Origin of the sequence: Granulicella sp. 5B5 (assembly GCF_014083945.1) — a bacterium.
GTDB lineage: Bacteria > Acidobacteriota > Terriglobia > Terriglobales > Acidobacteriaceae > Granulicella.
Genome location: NZ_CP046444.1, coordinates 2,259,391 through 2,278,092, shown reverse-complemented (window position 1 = coordinate 2,278,092; position 18,702 = coordinate 2,259,391). Strand labels below are relative to the sequence as shown.

General features: G+C 63.8%; 14 protein-coding genes. 10 read left to right on the top strand and 4 right to left on the bottom strand.

Features of this window, described 5'->3' with window-relative positions; genetic code table 11:
- Window positions 1-6 precede the first annotated feature (6 nt).
- A complete protein-coding gene (locus tag GOB94_RS09545; RefSeq protein WP_182275709.1) occupies window positions 7-867 on the bottom strand; it encodes an inositol oxygenase family protein in 861 nt (286 codons plus the stop codon).
- Window positions 868-1,083: 216 nt separating this feature from the next.
- Between GOB94_RS09545 and GOB94_RS16695 the strand changes: the two genes are divergently transcribed.
- The 5 genes from GOB94_RS16695 to GOB94_RS09525 all read left to right on the top strand — a co-directional run bounded on the left by GOB94_RS16695 (window position 1,084) and on the right by GOB94_RS09525 (window position 7,283).
- On the top strand, window positions 1,084-1,197 hold the full coding sequence (locus tag GOB94_RS16695; protein ID WP_220464904.1) for a translocated intimin receptor Tir: 114 nt from the start codon (window positions 1,084-1,086) through the stop codon (window positions 1,195-1,197).
- A gap of 35 nt (window positions 1,198-1,232) precedes the next feature.
- Window positions 1,233-2,537 carry a GRP family sugar transporter gene (locus GOB94_RS09540; RefSeq protein WP_182275708.1) on the top strand — a complete coding sequence of 435 codons (1,305 nt, stop codon included), beginning with the start codon at window positions 1,233-1,235 and terminating at the stop codon, window positions 2,535-2,537.
- Window positions 2,538-2,687: 150 nt separating this feature from the next.
- Window positions 2,688-3,797, top strand: coding sequence for a glycoside hydrolase family 88 protein (locus GOB94_RS09535; protein ID WP_182275707.1), 1,110 nt, complete (start codon window positions 2,688-2,690; stop codon window positions 3,795-3,797).
- A gap of 191 nt (window positions 3,798-3,988) precedes the next feature.
- Entirely contained in the window at window positions 3,989-5,005 is a 1,017-nt protein-coding gene (locus GOB94_RS09530) for a LacI family DNA-binding transcriptional regulator (RefSeq protein ID WP_182275706.1), read from the top strand.
- Between the two features lie 58 nt (window positions 5,006-5,063).
- Window positions 5,064-7,283, top strand: coding sequence for an alpha-galactosidase (locus GOB94_RS09525; RefSeq protein WP_182275705.1), 2,220 nt, complete (start codon window positions 5,064-5,066; stop codon window positions 7,281-7,283).
- An 89-nt stretch (window positions 7,284-7,372) separates the two neighbouring features.
- Here the strand turns inward: GOB94_RS09525 and GOB94_RS09520 are convergent, their stop codons facing one another.
- Entirely contained in the window at window positions 7,373-9,778 is a 2,406-nt protein-coding gene (locus GOB94_RS09520; RefSeq protein ID WP_182275704.1) for a glycoside hydrolase family 2 TIM barrel-domain containing protein, read from the bottom strand.
- 188 nt (window positions 9,779-9,966) lie between these two features.
- Between GOB94_RS09520 and glpK the strand changes: the two genes are divergently transcribed.
- The 4 genes from glpK (at window position 9,967) to GOB94_RS09495 (ending at window position 15,724) form a co-directional block, all read left to right on the top strand.
- A complete protein-coding gene (glpK, locus tag GOB94_RS09515; protein WP_182275703.1) occupies window positions 9,967-11,475 on the top strand; it encodes a glycerol kinase GlpK in 1,509 nt (502 codons plus the stop codon).
- Window positions 11,476-11,584: 109 nt separating this feature from the next.
- On the top strand, window positions 11,585-13,153 hold the full coding sequence (locus GOB94_RS09510; protein WP_182275702.1) for an FAD-dependent oxidoreductase: 1,569 nt from the start codon (window positions 11,585-11,587) through the stop codon (window positions 13,151-13,153).
- Between the two features lie 179 nt (window positions 13,154-13,332).
- Window positions 13,333-14,820 (top strand): class I SAM-dependent rRNA methyltransferase, encoded by a 1,488-nt coding sequence (locus GOB94_RS16875; protein ID WP_255483813.1) that lies wholly within the window; start codon window positions 13,333-13,335, stop codon window positions 14,818-14,820.
- Window positions 14,821-15,205: 385 nt separating this feature from the next.
- Window positions 15,206-15,724, top strand: coding sequence for a DUF2147 domain-containing protein (locus tag GOB94_RS09495; RefSeq protein ID WP_182275701.1), 519 nt, complete (start codon window positions 15,206-15,208; stop codon window positions 15,722-15,724).
- A 3-nt stretch (window positions 15,725-15,727) separates the two neighbouring features.
- On the opposite strand, the gene GOB94_RS09490 is transcribed toward GOB94_RS09495, so the two are convergent.
- Complete coding sequence (locus GOB94_RS09490) at window positions 15,728-16,867, bottom strand: alpha/beta hydrolase (protein WP_182275700.1); 1,140 nt, start codon at window positions 16,865-16,867, stop codon at window positions 15,728-15,730.
- 154 nt (window positions 16,868-17,021) lie between these two features.
- Between GOB94_RS09490 and GOB94_RS09485 the strand changes: the two genes are divergently transcribed.
- Entirely contained in the window at window positions 17,022-17,636 is a 615-nt protein-coding gene (locus GOB94_RS09485) for an N-acetyltransferase (protein ID WP_255483812.1), read from the top strand.
- 9 nt (window positions 17,637-17,645) lie between these two features.
- On the opposite strand, the gene GOB94_RS09480 is transcribed toward GOB94_RS09485, so the two are convergent.
- The gene (locus tag GOB94_RS09480) at window positions 17,646-18,665 is read right to left on the bottom strand and encodes an MBL fold metallo-hydrolase (protein ID WP_255483810.1); all 1,020 of its coding nucleotides are present in this window, start codon (window positions 18,663-18,665) and stop codon (window positions 17,646-17,648) included.
- Window positions 18,666-18,702: the final 37 nt, after the last annotated feature.

Sequence of the window (18,702 nt, the reverse complement as noted above, 5' to 3'; positions counted from 1 at the left end):
GCGCAACTACCAGGCAATCGTCGCCGGCAGAAACTCCGCAAACAGCTCGTCGTAATACGGCTTCAACTCTTTCATGTCCGGCTTCGTGTGCCCCTTCGAGTACAGGTCGTACTGGTTGAACTTCAGCACCCACTCCAGCATCGACCGGTCCTTGTCAGTGCACAGATGGTCATACGCCCCATGCTTGTGCCACGGATAGAACGAGTGGAACCGCAGCATATACAGCGACTCATCGCGCAGATACGGCTTCATCACCTCGGCGATATACCCATCATGCCCAAACGACATATGCACGTTCTCCAGCCCGCAGTTCGGCTCGTAGATGCCGTACCGCGTCTGATACTCCGGCACATTGCGGTCAGGGTTCTTCGCAAAATACTCAGGAAACACGATATCCCTGGACCACGCACAACCCACAGGAAACGTGTCACCCACCACGCCCCACTGCGGCTCCCCATACAGGCAAAGACACTTGCCCAGGTCATGGATAAACCCCGTCAGCACCATCCACCGTGGCTGTCCGTCGTGGCGCATCGCCTCCGAGGTCTGCAGCAGGTGCTCAATCTGCGTCAGGTCCGTATCCGGATCGCTGTCATCCACCAGCGTATTCAGAAACTCCGCCGCCTCCCAGATCGTCTTCTGCCCTTTCCGCAGGCTGAAGTACTCCTTCTCCTTCGCCAGCACGTACTCGACGGTCATGTTCTCGTGGTTCTGCCGATAGAATTCCGCCACGCCCGGCGTCGCCTCCGCATCGTACTGGCGAAACTCCGCCTCGCTCTTGCCTTCCTTGTAACGTCCGGCAAGAAAGTCGTCCCATTCATCCAGATCGTGCAACGGTTGCTGTAGCAGAGTCGTCGGCGTATTCATGGCTGTCTCCTTACATCGGGGAGGTGGAGACGATAGCGGCAGTCACTCACTATCCTCGCGCTAAGAAATACCAGCTTTATGCGACGATGCGCAACCGCTTACATCCCTTTTCAATCAGTTGACACGCGCCCTGCGGAGCCACTACGGTACCCGGACAGCATCTGCCCCTCAGCATGTATATTCAGGCGTGCAATCGACATCTGCGGGAGTAAACACATGGCGCAACAAAACAGGCCGCAAACGATCAAGGCAATCCTCACCGATATCCAGTTCTGGGTCCCTGCCCTTGTCCTAATCGCAGGCATCGTTCTGCTGATTCTGCTCCACTAAGTGCAGCCCTGCGCGCAGCAAACCTCGGAGACGGCATGGCGACGGAAAGCCCAATCACCTCAACACCCCGCAAGGTAGCCACCACCGGCTCTCTGCACGCGCTGGGCGTACTCTGCGGGCTCGCCGCCGGCGTCTGGCTCGGCGCCGCGGAAGCCCCCACCAAGCTGGTCGACGCGGGCCTCTCGCCGTTCGCCATCTCCCTTTACATGGTCGCCGGCGTCTTCGCTGCCCGCTGGACATTCCCCACGCTCCTCAAAGGCACCACCTACGTCTTCGCCGACCTCTTCGCACGCAAACACCTCATCGTCTGGGCGGTCCTCGCTGGAGCATTGTGGGCCGTCGCCAATACCCTCACCGTCTTCGCCATCCGGGACGTCGGTCTCGCCACCGCCTTCCCTCTCTGGAACACCAACTCACTCATCGGTCTCCTTTGGGCGCGCCTCCTCTTCCGCGAGCTCAAAGGCGCAGGCCCAAAGAATCTCCTCAAAGTCATCCTCGGGACAGTGCTCATCGTCATCGCGGCCATCATGCTCGGCTTCAGCACCATCCACGGCGGCTCCACCACCTCCCCTCACGCCTGGCGAGGCCTCATCGCCGCAGCCGGCGCCAGCCTCATGTGGGGCACCATGTACGTCCCCTACCGCAAGGCCTATCTCAGCGGCATGAACCCGCTCTCCTTCGTCACCGCCTTCACCGTCGGCGAGCTCGGCATGATGTTCCTCCTCACCTGGACACTCGACGGCGGTGCCCACTCCTCTGCCTTCCAACTCACGCGCAATCAGCATCTGCTCTTCTGGCTCTTCCTAGGCGGCTTCATCTGGGTCGTCGGAGACCTCTTCCAGCAATTCGCCACCAAGTACCTCGGCATCGGTCGCGGCATCCCGCTCTCCAACACCAACCAGCTCTGGGGACTGGCCTGGGGCGCTCTCGTCTTCGGCGAACTGGCCACCGCCGATCACACCCATCGCGCCCTCGTCCTCGGCGGCTCTATCCTCATGATCCTCGGTGCTCTCGCCATCAGCACCGCCGTCGCCTCCACACGCGAACACCTCTCTCGCAATGAAGCCCTCGAACGTGAGTGCGAACGCTACGGCCTCGAATACCGCGAGGTCCTGCTCGCGCAGAGCGGCGACGAGTTCGGCACCCGCGAGCAGCGACGCCGCTGGTGGGACGTCCTCATCGTCGCTTCCGCCACGGGCCTCTTCATCTGGCTCGCATCAAAGGCCTTCGTTCCTCCATTGCAGATGAACCTGCATTGGGTCGCCGCTCTATGCGTCGTTCTTCTCGCAGCTCTGCTCGGCGGCGGCTGTGCGCTGTGGCGGCAAACGCGCTTCAGCTAGTCGCGCACACCTCTCGCCAACGGTTTTCTTCGCGGTATATAGTTAGCGCCTAAGTAAATACCTTTAGTCGAACTCGTTGCCGCCGCTCACTGCACTGTCCTCTGCATTTCAGCACTCCGCGGCCAACGAGAGCGAGGATTTCGCGTGAAGATGACTACTGCCACTCGCCACACTCTGCGGACACTCTCCCGCCTCACCGTATGGGCTGCCATCACCATCTGCGTGGCCGCCGCCACAGCTCAAAAAGCTGAAGACTACTTCAGCAACTGGCCCGCTGGCACCTCACCGCAGGAGGTCGGCAAGAAGCTCGCCGAGCACTTCGTCCCGAGCCCGCATCAGTACACCGCAACCATCCACTACTCTGAGGTCGCAACCTGGTACGGTGCCCTGCAGTTCTCGCGGCTCACCCACGACAGCGCCCTGCAGACAGAGCTCATCCACCGCTTTGAGCCATTGCTCCCCGGCGGAGCCGAAGCCGATCGCATCCCCAAGCGCCACCACGTCGACGACTCCATCTTCGGCGTCGTCCCCCTCGAGATCGCCATCGAGACCAAGGACCCCAAATACCTCACCGACGGCGTCTACTGGGCCGACCGCCAGTGGGAAAACCCACGCCCCGACGGCCTCTCCGCCGAAACCCGCTTCTGGATCGACGACATGTACATGTTGACGATGCTGCAGCTTGAGGCCTACCGCGCCACCGGCGACAAGAAATACCTCGACCGCGACGCGAAGGAGATGGTCGCCTATCTCGATCAGCTCCAGCAGCCCAACGGCCTCTTCTATCACGCACCGGACGTCCCGTTCTACTGGGGCCGTGGCGACGGCTGGGTTGCAGCAGGCATGGCCGAGATGCTCAGCACGCTCCCCACCGACCACCCGCTGCGCCCGCGCATCATGGCCGGCTATCGCAAGATGATGGCCTCACTTCTCAAGTACCAGCGCAAGGACGGCTCCTGGGGCCAACTCATCGACCGCGACGAGTCCTGGCCCGAAACCTCCGGCTCCGCCATGTTCACCTTCGCCCTCATCACCGGCGTCAAACACGGCTGGCTTGACGCCCCCACCTACGGCCCCGCCGCCCGCCGTGGCTGGATCGCCGTCGTCGGCTACATCGATCAGAACAACGATGTCACCAACGTCTGCGAAGGCACCAGCAAGCAGAACAGCCTCGCATACTATCTCGCCCGCAAGCGCCGCGCCGGCGACTTCCATGGGCAAGCCCCCGTCCTCTGGGCAGCCGACGCGCTCCTTCGTTGATTGGCAATCCGCAGATTGGCATCCGCTGACTGGCATCCGTTGAATGACAACTAGGATGCGCCGCGCAGCAGCGCCTCAAACGGGCGACCGCAATCCGCCTCGCGGAACCACACTGAATGCTCTATATTGATGTAAGCCTTTACATCAACGGCGGCTCCACGGCTATACTTCGGGGTGTTTAACATCCTCCTATGAATATCAAGGCTGTAGCGAAGCGCGCGAACGTATCCACCGCCACCGTCTCCCGCACCATCAACGGTTCGGCTAAGGTCAGCCCGCGCACCGCCGAGCGCGTCCTCAAGTCCATCGAAGAGCTCAACTTCTACCCCGACACCAACGCTCGCGCCCTCGGTTCCGGCCGCAGCAACCTCTTCGGCCTCATCATCTCCGACATCACCAACCCCTTCTTCCCCGAGCTGGTCAAGTCCTTCGAAGACTTCGCCGTCGCCAACGGGCAGGAGGTCCTCATCGCCAACACCAACTACGACCCCGAGCGCATGAAGCTCTGCGTCCGCCGCATGTTGCAGCGCAAGGTCGATGGCGTCGCCGTCATCACCTCCGAGATGGACGAAGGCCTCGTCGCCGACTTCAGCCGCCGCCACATCCCGCTCGTCTTCCTCGACTCCGCCGACCCTGGCCCCGGCGTCAGCTGCGTCCGCATCGACTACGCCGCCGGCATCGACGCCGCCGTCGACCACCTCATCAAGCTCGGCCACCGCCGCATCGCCTTCATCAGCGGCCCCATGCGCCTCGCCTCCGCGCGCGTCCGCTACAAGGCATTCATGGAGAGCACCGCCCGCGACCACCTCGACCACAACCCGCACCTCATCGAAGAGGGCAATCACCGGGTCGATGGCGGCCACGAAGCCATGCGGCGCATCCTGCACTCCGGCGCCAAACCAACCGCCGTGCTCGCCTCCAACGACCTCACCGCCATCGGCGCCATGGGTGCCATCACCGAGGCCGGTCTCCGCGTCCCCGACGACATCTCCGTCGTCGGCTTCGACGACATCCAGCTCAGCGCCTTCACCATGCCGCCGCTCTCCACCGTCCGCCTGCCTCGCTCCGAGATCGCCAAGTATGCCTTCAACGCCCTCCTCAGCGCCATGCAGGCCGACATCCCCAAACCGGTCCCCGGCAAGGAGTACCTCGTCCTTCCCAGCTTCGTCGCCCGCAAGTCGACCGGCCCCGTCCGCAAAAAGAAGTAGCCTCCGCGCAACGAAGCCTGCCCCACTCTGCATCGCCTCGCACTCCAAAGGAAGCCTCGTGACACGCTCACTCCACCGCAGCCTGCATAGTCTCGTCCTCGCCTCGCTCCTAGCTCTTCCCCTCAGCCTCACCGCGCAGGACAGCAACACCATCCACTTTGACGCCGCCACTAAGGTCTTCCGCATCGACGCCGCCGGCACCACCTACGCCTTCGGCGTCAACAACGTCGACGAGCTCCAGCCGCTCTTCTGGGGCCGCTCTATCGCCGCCACCGACTCCCTGCCCGCCGCCCACACACTCCCCGAGGTCGCCTCCTTCGACGGCCCCGGCACCGTCACGCAAGGCGAGTACAAAGGCTGGGGCGGCCAGCTCTACCTCGAACCCGCCCTCAAAGTCACCTTTCCCGACGGCAACCGCGACCTCGTCCTCCACTACGTCTCGCACCACATCGAAGGCGACACCCTAACCATCGTCACCAAAGACATCGAGCGCGACCTCTTCGTCGAGCTCCGCTATACCGTCGACCCCGCCACCGGAATCCTCGGCCGCTCCGCCATCATCACCAACAAGGCCACCGCACCGGTCATGATCGAGCAGGCCGCCGCCGCCACCTGGAACCTCCCGCGCGGCACCAACTACACCCTCAACTACCTCACCGGCCGTTGGGCTGGCGAAGACCAACTCCAGCAGCAGCTCATCCGCCCCGGCGAAACCGTCCTCCAGTCCACGCGCGGCTCCACCGGCCACCAGAACAACCCTTGGTTTGCGATAGAGCGCGGCCCCTCGACCGATGAAGACACCGGCGACGTCTGGTTCGGTGCCCTCGCCTGGAGCGGCTCCTGGCGCATCACCGTCGAGCAGGACCAGCTCCAGCAGGTCCGCGTCACCGGCGGCTTCAACCCCTTCGACTTCAGCTATAAGCTCGCACCCAGCCAGTCGCTTGAAACACCCGTCTTCTACGGCGGTTACTCGGACCACGGCCTCGGCGGCGCCTCCCGTCTTCTCCACCGCTTTGAGCTCACCAAAATCCTGCCGCAGTCCCCCAACCCACGCCCCGTCCTCTACAACTCATGGGAGGCCACCACCTTCCACGTCGACGAAGCCGGCCAGGAAGCCCTCGCCGAAAAGGCCGCCTCCATCGGCATCGAGCGCTTCGTCATGGACGACGGCTGGTTCGGCCAGCGCAAGGACGACCACGCCGGCCTCGGCGACTGGTACGTCAACCCGCAAAAGTTCCCCCACGGCCTCAAGCCGCTCATCGACAAGGTCCACTCCCTCGGCATGGACTTCGGCCTCTGGGTCGAGCCCGAGATGGTCAACCCCGACAGCGACCTCTACCGCAAGCACCCCGACTGGGTCCTCAACTTCACCGGCCGCCCACGCACCCAGGAGCGCAACCAGCTCGTCCTCAACCTCGCCCGCCCAGACGTCCGCGACTACGTCTTCCACTTCCTCGACGACCTCCTCGCCCACAACGACATCGCCTTCCTCAAGTGGGACTACAACCGCAACTGGACCGAGCCCGGCTGGCCCGCCGTCGCGCCCGACGAGCAGAAGAAGGTCTACGTCGCCTACACCCGCAACCTCTACAGCATCCTCCACGACCTCCGCGCCAAGTACCCCAAACTCGAGATAGAGTCCTGCTCCGGCGGCGGCGGCCGCGTCGACCTCGGCATCATGCACTACACCGACGAGGTCTGGCCCTCCGACAACACCGACCCCTTCGACCGCCTCAGCATCCAGGACGGCTTCACCTACGCCTACACCCCCGGCGTCATGATGGCCTGGGTCACCGACTCGCCCGGCTGGGCCAACAACCGCACCACCTCGGTCACCTACCGCTTCCTCTCGTCCATGCAGGGCTCCCTCGGCGTCGGCGCCAACCTCAACAAGTGGACACCCGAAGACTTCGCCACCGCCAAAGACCTCATCGCCGCCTACAAGGGCATCCGCGAAACCGTCCAGCACGGCTCGCTCTACCGCCTTGTCTCTCCACGCAACGGCAGCGAGACCTCCGTCACCGAGTCCGTCTCGCTCGACAAAAAGCAGGCCGCACTCTTCACCTTCTTGCACTCCAGCACCATGAACTACCCCTACCCCCGAGTCTTCCTGCGTGGCCTCAATCCCAACACCAGCTACAGAGTCACCTCCATCTCCGGCAAGCTCGCCACAGACACCCCTACCACCGCCACCGGCAGCTACTGGATGTCCCACGGCCTCGACGTAGAACTAAAAGGCGACTTCCAGGCCGCCGCCTTCCGCTTCGACGCCCAGTAACCAACAGGCCCAAACGCGTTGGGTGCCCCATTCATGACAGCTCCATCGTCATGAGTGGGGTGACGGATCTTCCCACACCCAAACCCTCTCTACACCACCTCCGCCGGCGCACTCGTCAACTTGATCTCCACGCTCTTCGTCCCCAACCGCGGATGCTTCGCCGTCAACCGCACCACACCCACTGTCTCCTTCGCTCGAATCCACACCGCACCCGTGCCGCCAATCAGCGCAAACGGATTATCGCCAATCAACTCCGCAGGCCCTTCCAGCGTGAACACAATCGGATCGTTGGCATACGTGCGCGTAGCGCCAAACTCATCCGTCACACGCAGCACCACGCGCGTCGAGTCCGCACCATCGGCCTTCAACTCCGTATCATCCGGCAGCAGCGCAAACTTGCGGTCCACACCGCTGCCCGACAGCGACTTCGACCCCACAACCTTCCCGCCGATCAATCCATCGATCCGCAAATCGCCCCAATGGAACGACATCTGCTTCCAGTCCAGCTTGTTCTTCTCCACCACAAACGGCGGATACTTCAGGTGTTCAAACTCCTCGTGGTCCGGATCGACCGTCCCCACCAGCACCCAGGGCTTGCTCTCCACGCTGCCCTCGCGCACATAAAACTTCAGTTGCTCGCAGTTCGAGCACACCACCATCTTGCTGAACCCGACCGACTCATCGCTGTTCGCCCAGTGAAACGCCGGCTCAATCACCACCTCTTCGCTCGGCTCGCACTGGCTCTTATAGAAACCCCCCGCTGGCTTGCTCTCCCGGAAGATGTCCGTCACGCCGTGATAGCAGATGCGATCGCCCGCACCAAAGTTCGAGTGCGTGTTGTAGTCGAACGCGCACCACCCGATGCCGCCCGCGTACTGTGGATCGCTAGCCAGCTGGTTATGAATCCTCGCATGGCGCAGCGTATGTTCCCTCTGCCGCTCATCATCGTCCGTCGTCTTCGTCGGAAACGTGTGCCCCACAAACTCCGTGTTCAAATACCGCGGATGGTTCGGCTTCCGCAGCGGGAACCCGAAGTCATTGATGGTGAACACATCCTCCAGCAGCTCCGACTTTTCGAAGTTGCGAATCCCCCCCGTCTGCCGCGTCGTATCCAGCGCATGCGCCAGCGCATTCGTCCGTGTGTAGAAGCTGTGATCATCCTGCGACTCATTGATGCGCACGCCCCACAGAATGATCGAAGGGTGGTTCCAGTCGCGCCGCACCATGCGTCCCACGTTGTCGATCGCAACCTGCTTCCACGGCTCCGGCCCAATGTGCTGCCATCCCGGAATCTCCTCCAGCACCAGCAGCCCAATCTCATCGCAGCGGTCTAAAAAATGTCTGGATTGTGGGTAGTGAGAAGTCCGCACAATATTGCAGTGCAGCCCATAGCGCAGCACATCCGCATCCTTGCGCTGCACGCGCGCCGGCATCGCCTGCCCCACAAACGGAAACGTCTGGTGCCGGTCCAGCCCGCGCAGCTTCACAATCTTCCCATTCAGCTCAAAGCCATGGTCCGTGAACGTCGCCTCGCGGAACCCGGTCCGCCGCGACTCCTCATCTACCCGCTTCCCACCCTTCAGCAAAGCCACATGCACCGTATAGAGCTGCGGCTTTTCCAGCTCCCACAGCTTCACATCACCAAGATCCGTCAGCGTCACCGTCACCTTCGCCGGGTCCTGCGTCGTCTCCGTGCTCGCATACACCGGCGCGCCATTGTCCGGGTCCATCGCCGCATTCGGATCAGCCCCACCCGTCACCTTCGCGCGCGTCGTCCCTTTGCTCACCACGCGCTCGCCGTCGCGCAGCTCAAACGCCAGCTCCAGGTCGTCGCTCGTCTGCCCTGCCAGAAACACATCTACATCCAGCGTCGGCTTCCCGCTCAGCACATCCTTCGGACGCGCATGGATATTGTCGATATACGTCTCCGGCACCACCCGCAGCGCCACCTCCCGATAGATCCCCCCAAACGTCATGTAGTCGATCTCATACCCAAACGGCGGAATGTCCGGCCGTTCCGTCGAGTCCAACGACACCACCAGCACATTCTCCGCATCATGCTTCACATGGTCCGTCAGCTCGAAGCTGAACGGCGTAAACCCGCCCTTGTACTCGCCCAGCGGAGCCCCGTTGATCCACACCGTCGACGCCGTCATCGCGCCCTCGAAGTCCACAAACACGCGCTTACCTTTCGCCGCCGCCGGCACCCGAAACCGCCGCCGGTACGTCGACACAAACTCATAGTCCTTGTCGTCAAAGCTGTGCCAAGGCATCCGTATATTGCTATGCGGAATCACCACCGTCTCAAACCCCGCATCGTTGAACGCAACCTCATGCGCGCCCGCGACCTTCTCCGCCTTGTACCGCCACTTGCGGTTCATCGGCAGCACCATGCGCCCCTCGCCGCGCGCTTCCTGCCCAAACCCCGAAACACCCGTCATCGCCGAGGCCGCCACAACCGCCCCGCTCATCTTGATAAATTCACGTCGTTGCATCCATCGTCTCCACACGGGCCCGCGCCCGAAATCATCTCGTTGCGGCGAATTTGCCAGCTTGACAGCACTCCATACTAAACGCCAAAATCCCCTCTATGTAAAGGCTTACATTCTATGAAGCCATCGCGCGCGCTCCTCACCTACAATCGTCTTGCCGGCGGCACATGCAACCAGAAAGACTCCCATCTATGAGCGTCATCCTCGCACTCGATCAGGGCACCAGCAGCTCCCGCGCCGTTCTCATCGGCACCGACGCCCGCATCCTCGCCACAGCCCAGCGCGAGCTCCCCCAGATCTACCCGCAGCCCGGCTGGGTCGAGCAGGACCCCGAAACCATCTGGTCCACCCAGCTCGCCGCCGTCCGCGACGTCATGGCCCAGCTCCAGCTCACCGCCGCCGACATCGCCGCCGTCGGCATCACCAACCAGCGCGAGACCACCATCCTCTGGGACCGCTCCACCGGCCATCCCATCCACAACGCCCTCGTCTGGCAGGACCGCCGCAGCGCCCCACTCTGCGACCAGCTCCGCGCCGCCGGCCACGAGCCTCTCTTCCAGCAAAAAACCGGCCTCATCTTCGACGCCTACTTCTCCGCCAGCAAGATCCGCTGGCTCCTCGACAACGTCGAAGGCGCCCGCGCCAAAGCCGAGTCCGGTCAGCTCGCCTTCGGCACCGTCGACTCCTGGCTCATCTGGAAACTCACCCGGAACCAGAAAGGTGGGCCAACCCACGTCACCGACGTCACCAACGCCTCCCGCACGCTCCTCTTCAACATCCACACCCTCGACTGGGACGACGAGCTCCTCCGCATCTTCGACATCCCGCGCAGCCTCATGCCCACCGTCGTCCCCTCCAGCGGCCCCTGCGCCACCCTCGGAGACCTCCTGCCCAACGTCCCCATCTGCGGCATCGCCGGCGACCAGCAGGCCGCGCTCTTCGGCCAGATGTGCCTGCATCCCGGCATGGTCAAAAACACCTATGGCACCGGCTGTTTCATGCTCATGCAGACAGGTGAGAAACCCGTCGCCTCCACCAACCGCCTGCTCACCACCATCGCCTGGCAGCTCGCCGGCCAGCCCGCACAGTACGCGCTCGAAGGCAGCGTCTTCATCGCCGGAGCCGCCGTGCAGTGGCTCCGCGACGGCCTCGGCATCATCGGCTCCTCCGCCGAGGTCGAACCCCTCGCCGCCTCCGTGCCCGACAGCGGTGGCGTCTACTTCGTCCCCTCACTCTCCGGCCTCGGCGCGCCCTACTGGGACGCCGACGCGCGTGGCCTCATCCTCGGCCTCACCCGCGGCACCACCCGCGCCCACATCGCCCGCGCCACTCTCGAAGGCATCGCCCTCCAGGTCACCGACATCCTCACCGCCATGCAGGCCGACTCCGCCATCGCCATCCCCGAGCTCCGCGTCGACGGCGGCGCCTCCGCCAACCACCTCCTCATGCAGATGCAGGCGGACCTCCTCGGCACCCCCGTCGTCCGCTCCGGCACACCCGAGTCCACCGTCATGGGCGCCGCCTACCTCGCCGGCCTTGGCTCCGGCTTCTGGAGCTCCGTCTCCGAACTCGAGTCCCTCTGGACTCGCGGCGAATCCTTCACCCCCGCCATCTCCACCACCGAGCGCACCACCCAGCTCACCCGCTGGAAAGAAGCCGTCAGCCGCTCCCAACACTGGGCCACCGAACCCACCAACTAGATCGCTCTTGCCGTTGCTTTTGCTTTTCTTTCTGTCATTCCGAGCGCAGCGAGGAACCTGCTTCTCGCGCGAGCGAAGCGAGCGCGCCTTTATCATCACAGGACACCTCATGACCCGCACCGACTCCCTCCAACGCGCCGCCCCCACCCCCTTCGACATCCTCGTCATCGGCGGCGGCGCCACCGGCCTCGGCTCCGCGGTCGACGCCGCCTCCCGCGGCTACCGCACCCTGCTCGTCGAGCAGGCCGACTTCGCCAAGGCCACCTCCAGCCGCAGCACCAAGCTCGTCCACGGCGGCGTCCGCTACCTCCAGCAGGGCAACATCTCGCTCGTTCTCGAGGCCCTCAAGGAGCGCGGCCGCATGTTGCGCAACGCTCCGCACCTCGTCCGCCGCCAGTCCTTCGTCATCCCCGCCTACGCCGCATGGGAGGTCCCCTTCTACGGCATCGGCCTCAAGCTCTACGACGCCCTCTCCGGTTCCTCCAGCTTCGGCCGCTCTCGCATGTTGAGCAAAGCAGCAGTCCGCTCCATGCTCCCCACCGTCGTCTCCACCAAGCTCGCCGGCGGTGTCGAATACTTCGACGGCCAGTTCGACGATGCCCGCTTCAGCCTCGCCCTCGCACAAACCCTCGACGCCCTCGGCGGCACCGCCCTCAACTACACCCGCATGGTCCGCCTCCTCAAACATAACGACAAGATCATCGGCGCAGTTCTCCGCGACGAAGAGACCGGCAACGAGTTCGAAGTCCAGGCCACCGTCATCATCAACGCCACCGGCATCTTCACCGACGAAGTCCGCCGCCTCGACGAGCCCACGACCAAGCCCATCGTCACCTTCAGCCAGGGTTCGCACCTCGTCCTGCCCAAATCCTTCCTGCCCGGCACCCACGCCCTCATGGTGCCCAAAACCAAGGACGGCCGCGTCCTCTTCGCCATCCCCTGGCACAACCACGTCGTCATCGGCACCACCGACGACGGCGTCCCCACCGCCGCCCTCGAACCTCGCCCCATGGAAATAGAACTCGCCTTCCTCCGCGAGCACATCGAAATCTACTTCGGCCGCGCACCCAAGGACGACGAAGTCCTCAGCATGTGGTCCGGCCTCCGCCCACTGGTGCGCAAGCAGGGCACCGACAGCACCGCCAAGCTCTCCCGCGAACACACCGTCCTCGTCTCAACTTCAGGCCTCGTCTCCATCACCGGCGGCAAGTGGACCACCTACCGCCGCATGGCCGAGGACGCCGTAGACATCGCCATCCAACACTCCGGTCTCACACCCGCTCCCTGCCGCACGCAGGACCTCCACCTCCACGGCTGGAGCGAAGAGGCCGCCAGCCACCACGACGCCGAGCACGAACTCCACGTCTACGGCAGCGACCAGCCTGCCATCGACGCCCTCGCTGCGTCCTCACCTGCTCTCGCCGCGCCGCTGCACCCCCGCCTGCCCTACCGCCTCGCCGAAGTCGTCTGGGCCATCCGCCACGAGATGGCCCGCACCGTCGACGACGTCCTCGCCCGCCGCACCCGAGCCCTCTTCCTGGACGCCCGCGCCGCCCTCGAAGCAGCCCCCACCGTAGCCGCCACCCTCGCCACCGAACTAGGCCACACCGAAGCCTGGCAGCAAACCCAACTCACCACCTTCACCACCCTCGCTAACGGCTACATCTACAAACCCTAGTCCCCACATCATTGAGTGCCGCCTCGCTTTGAAGGGCACGAGCTTGCCTCAGCCTGCATGCTGCAACTTGGTTTCCCGGAGGTCTATCACCTGCATGGCGGCATCCTGCGCTACCTCGAACAAATCCCGCCAGCAAACAGCCGTTGGAACGGCGGCCGCATCGTCATGGATGGGATTGCATGCTACCACCCAGCTACACTAACCTCTGCATGTCATCCACCCCACTCACGCTCCGCATTACCCGCCGCGCCGCCGACCACCTCCGCGCCGGCCACCTCTGGGTCTACCGCACCGACATCGAAGGCACTCCCGCCGACCTCCCGCCCGGCGCACTCGTCACCCTCACCGACAGCCGCGCCCTTCCGCTCGGCACCGCACTCTACTCCACCGCCTCCACGCTCGCCGCGCGCCTCGTCTCCCGCACCCCGGCGCTCACCCGCGACCAGTACCTCGCCGACCTCCGCTCCCGCATCGACTTCGCCCTCCAACTCCGTCGCGAGCTCGCCCCCAACACCAACGCCCACCGCCTCATCTTCTCCGAAGCCGACAACCTCCCCGGCATCATCGCCGACCGCTACAACGACCTCGTCCTCATCCAACTTCTCACCCAGGGCACCGCACAGGACGACGTCCGCAGCACTCTCACCGAAGCCCTCCGCGCAGGTCTCTCGCCCAACGGCGAACCCTTAACCATCTGGGAGCGCCCCGACCCCCGCATCCGCGAGCTCGAACAACTACCCGCCCCACCCACTGGCTCCTTGTTCTCTTCCACCCTTACCCATGAAGTGTCATCTCGACCGGAGCGCAGCGTAGTGGAGAGACCTGCGTCTGAACCTACCCAAGATGTGTCATCTCGACCGAAGGCGGAGTGCAGCGGAGACGAAGTGGAGAGACCTGCATCTGGAATCACCACAGAACCGGCAGCTCCCACAACCACAACCTTCACCCTCAACAACCTCCATTTCCACTACGACGCCGCCTCCGGCCAAAAAACCGGCGCCTTCCTCGACCAGCGCCTCAACTACGCGGCAGCAGCCCGCGCCGTCGCTGCCTCCGGCCGCACACGCAACGCACTCGACATCTGCACCTATCAGGGCGGCTTCGCCCTCCACCTCGCCGAGGTCTGCACCCGCGTCACCGGCATCGACGCCAGCCGCTCCGCCCTCGAAGCCGCCGACCGCAACCTCCTCCTCAACCCCCACCTCAAAGCCGAAGTCGACTGGATCGAAGCCGACGCCTTCGAGTACCTCCGCCACCTCGACGATCTCGCCCACCCCAAAACTCCGGGTGCCCCGTTCATGCGCAGCTCTACCGCGCATGAGCGGGGTGACGCTGCCGACACCAACCCCAACCTCTTCTCCGCCATCGTTCTCGACCCACCCGCCTTCGCCAAATCCAAGCGTGCCGCCGAAGGCGCCCTGCGCGGCTACAAGGAGCTCAACCTCCGCGCCATCCGCCTGCTCGAACCCGGCGGCACGCTCATCACCAACTCCTGCTCCCACCACGTCTCCCTCGCCGACTTCACCGAGATCGTCGCCGCAGCCGCAGCCGACACCGGCCGCCGCCTCCAGCTCCTCGAAACACGCGCCGCCGCCCCCGACCACCCCGAAGTCCTCACCCTCCCCGAAACCCGCTACCTCAAGTGCCTCATCTGCCGCGTCGACTAACCGCAGAGCAAGACGTCGCTCCTTTTCTTGCTTGTCATTCCCGCAGAGAATTGCTTTTGCCGTTGCCTGTTTTCCTTGGCGACCATTGCGGGCTTCTACACTGCGCCCTCTGCGTGAACGCCTTTGCCGCAGCAAGCGCCAAAGGCGCGAGCGTACCACCCTAAAACCCTGTCAAGCCCCTCGAACCTGCAATAACCCGCAACCACCACAAACCAAACTACTTCCACCAGCAGAAATGTAACAATTCATCCCTCTCGAACCACTACAATAGAAGTAGCAACCCAAACACACCGTCCACCCACCGGGATCAGACCTTCACAAGTCCACCCCTAACAGCCACCGCATCAAGACTTTGGATCAAAAAGTACCCAGGGGGAGGGGTGGGGTGTCACAGCCCAATCCTGCATCCAAACCAAACGTGACGACGAAAGCTCTCCTTACCGCCGCCCTCCTGCTCACCGCCGCCACCGCGGCAGCGGCATACAACCCGACCGCGCTCACGCCAGCGCAGGCCTCCTTCGGAGACTGGCGCTCCGCCATTGGCGCCATCGTCCGTATAGAGCCATGCAGCACAGATAGCTCAGTATCCGGTGAACCAGACATCTGCCTCCGCGTGGTCAAGCTCTCCCCCAACCCGCCCGAGATCGTCGACAGCCACAACCCCGACCACGCTCTCCGCAACCGCCAGCTCTGCGGCCTCACCATCGGCTCCGGCTTCCGCGACTACGACAAGTATCGCCTCGGCTACGGCCACCTCTACGACCCCATCAGCGGCCACACCTACCGCGGCTACATCACCCCCACCGGCCACGATGTCCTCAAGCTCCGCGGCTACGTCCTCTTCACCCTCTTCGGCCGCACCGAAACCTGGACCCGCGTCCCACCCGTCCAGGCCTGCAAGTAGCCCTCACCGCCACTTCAGCGCCCGATCGAAGAACTCCACCGCCATCCCCGCAACCTGAGCATGCACCGCCGCGCGGTCTACTCCTGGCGCATCCGTGCAGTACAGCGGATACACCTGCACCCCCGCCGCCGTGCACACATCCAGAAACGTATAGTGCCCCACCCCCGGCAGCGTGTTCTCCCGAGCCGCCCGGATGTGTGCGCGCAGATAGTCCGCATTCTCATTCGCAGGCGCAATCGCATCCTCGCTGCCCACCACCATCGCCACCGGCACCTTGATCGCGTGCAGACTGTCCGGCGTCTCCGTAAACCCCAGCGCCGGGGCCATCGCAAATACCACCTTCACCCGCGGATCGCGAAAACTCCCCGCCGACCGCGCCAGGCTCTCGCCGCTCGTCTTCCGCACCTCTTCCAACACATGCTGGTTGCTCCCCATATGGTGCAGCACCGTCTCGCGACACACGGCAGCATCATCGGTAGGCTTGTCCCCCGGCTTCGCGGGCCTGCAACGGTCGAAGAACACGCTGATGTCCGTCTGCGCCCCCGCCAGCTCCATCACCGTATACCCACCCAGTGAGTACCCCGCCGCCGCAATCCGCGTCGCATCAATCTTGCCCCCGAACTCCTCATCCTTCAGCATCGCGTCAATCACGTTGGACACATCCGTCGCCCGCTCCCACCACAGCGCCACGCCCTCCGGCGTCAGCGGAGCATTCGCATTGTTCCCCGGATGATCCACCGCCACCGCGATATACCCAGCTCGCGCCAGCGCCGTCCCCAGCCACGCCATCTGCAGCGCGCTGCCGCCTGACCCATGCGACAACACCACCATCGGCAGCCGCTCCATATGAGGCGCAAACGGCGCATGAGGCATCGCGCTTCCGGCTTCAAACAGTGGCCGCTCAACAGGCCCCATAAACTGCTTCGTCTCAATCGCCGTATCCACCGCCGGATACCACACCACAGCATCCAGCGCCTTCTGCTCCGCGCCGCGCCAGTTCCGCGCGCCCGCCGGATGAATCACCCGCGTCGTCATACCCACACGAGCATTCGGATCAACCGGCACAGGCTTCGGCTTCTTCTCCGCCGCCGCCGCCAGCACCAACGCCCCCAATAGCCCCGCCATCAGCACTGTACGCTTCATACCCACCAGCCTACCGCGCCTCGCCTGCTATTCCCTACCTCCTATTTTCTGACTCGTTACGGACATAGCATCGCGCCCTACGCCCTCATCATCCACTCTGGGACCTGGCATCTTGCATCTTGCGTCCCGTACCATCATCTCTACGAGAACCCTCATGTCCCTTGATCCCATCAAAGCTGAAGCCAACTACACCGCCCCCGCGCCCACAGCCGTCGAGCCCGTCACCCTGCGCCGCGCCACAGCCGACGACGCCTCCGCGCTCGCCCTCGCCGCCGCCGCCACCTTCCTCGAAGCCTTCACCTGGATGCTCCCCGGCCGCGACCTCGTCGCCCACTGCGCGAAGAACCACGTAGCCAGCGTCTACGCCGGCTACCTCGCGCAGCCCAACACGCGCTGCACCCTCGCCGAAGCCGGCCCCTTCCCCGGCAACCAGTCCCCCATCGGCTACACCATCCTCTGCGACCCCGAGCTCCCCACCATCGACACGCTCCCCACCGACGCCGAGCTCAAGCGCATCTACCTCCTCTCGCGCTTCCGCTCATCCCCAGTCGTCGACCACCCAAACCGCCGCCCCGCCGAAGCCCTCCTCGACCTCGCCATCGCCGACGCCCGCACCCTCAACCGCACCCGCCTCCTCCTCGGCGTCAACGACGGCAACCACCGCGCCCTCAACTTCTACTACCGCAACGGATTCGTCTCCATCGGCACCCGCACCTTCAACGTCGGCTCCCTCACCTGCTCCGACCTCATCCTCGCGAAGGATCTATAAATCCGCGCATTATGAGTAGGCGTACGGATTCTTATCGATCGTGGTCGTCCCTCGCGTCTGGTTACACAGAAACACCGATCCTGTGAAGTAGATCCCGGGCTCCTTCACCGTCTTCGCCACCTCATACGCATGGCGCAGCTCCGCCACCGTCAGCTGCACTGGCGCCTCATCTGGCTGGTACGTGATCCCATACGGATAATCCTCACCCTTGCTGCTGATCTCCACATGGCATCCAATCACGTGCGTCACCGGATGTGTATCCACAAACGCTATCAGCCTCTTCATGCTCGCAAACCAGTGGTCCCAGAAGCTGATGTAGCACCGCCCGCGATAGAACATATCTCCCGTGTACAGGATCTGCGTATAGGTGTCGTAATAGGCGAACTCTGACATCACATGCCCTGGACTTCCCCAGATCAAAATCTTCCGCCCGCCCAGGTCCAGAGTCACGCGCTCCTCCGGATAGTTCGTCATCCCCCAGAAGCCCACCATCTCCTCGTGCGTAAACCCCATGTACCGCGTGTTCGGCCGGTCTACAAACTGGTTCAGCGCCGCGTAGTGGTCCGCATGCAGATGGCTGAACGCCATCAACAACTCCATCTCCTCCGGTCTGCGTCCATGCTTCGCGCACCACTCGTTGATGCACGCATCCACCACATCGCGCAGCGGCCAGTCACTCCTCAGCGTCGTAAACCCCTCATCCAGCATCAGGATGCGGTCGTTGCCGAAGTACAGGTGCAGAAACGGCGCCTCATAGCTATACGCCTTGTTCTGCCGCATGTAGACAGTGTGCTCGTTGTACCAGTGCACCTGCAGCGGCGGGTCTTCGTTATCCATGCAAGACGCCGACCCGCAAATCCACTTCGCCGGAAACGTCCCAGCCGCCGGCACGTTGCTCGTAAAGTCGATCTGCTCGGCCGCCGAAGACTCCGGGGCAAACAACACCGAGCTCGCCATCGCCTGCACCGTCGGTGCCACCACCGACACCACCGGTAATGCTAGAAACGTCCTGCGGTCCATGCCCTTCATCGAAACCTCCCTTGCATCTTCGTCGCTTTCGTCGCTC

Coding starts and splice junctions, on each gene's coding strand:
- glpK (WP_182275703.1), top strand. CDS start 9,967: ATGAGCGTCATCCTCGCACTCGATCAGGGCACCAGCAGCTCCCGCGCC.
- GOB94_RS09480 (WP_255483810.1), bottom strand. CDS start 18,665: ATGAAGGGCATGGACCGCAGGACGTTTCTAGCATTACCGGTGGTGTCG.
- GOB94_RS16695 (WP_220464904.1), top strand. CDS start 1,084: ATGGCGCAACAAAACAGGCCGCAAACGATCAAGGCAATCCTCACCGAT.
- GOB94_RS09490 (WP_182275700.1), bottom strand. CDS start 16,867: ATGAAGCGTACAGTGCTGATGGCGGGGCTATTGGGGGCGTTGGTGCTG.
- GOB94_RS16875 (WP_255483813.1), top strand. CDS start 13,333: ATGCTACCACCCAGCTACACTAACCTCTGCATGTCATCCACCCCACTC.
- GOB94_RS09510 (WP_182275702.1), top strand. CDS start 11,585: ATGACCCGCACCGACTCCCTCCAACGCGCCGCCCCCACCCCCTTCGAC.
- GOB94_RS09545 (WP_182275709.1), bottom strand. CDS start 867: ATGAATACGCCGACGACTCTGCTACAGCAACCGTTGCACGATCTGGAT.
- GOB94_RS09485 (WP_255483812.1), top strand. CDS start 17,022: ATGTCCCTTGATCCCATCAAAGCTGAAGCCAACTACACCGCCCCCGCG.
- GOB94_RS09520 (WP_182275704.1), bottom strand. CDS start 9,778: ATGCAACGACGTGAATTTATCAAGATGAGCGGGGCGGTTGTGGCGGCC.
- GOB94_RS09540 (WP_182275708.1), top strand. CDS start 1,233: ATGGCGACGGAAAGCCCAATCACCTCAACACCCCGCAAGGTAGCCACC.
- GOB94_RS09530 (WP_182275706.1), top strand. CDS start 3,989: ATGAATATCAAGGCTGTAGCGAAGCGCGCGAACGTATCCACCGCCACC.
- GOB94_RS09535 (WP_182275707.1), top strand. CDS start 2,688: ATGACTACTGCCACTCGCCACACTCTGCGGACACTCTCCCGCCTCACC.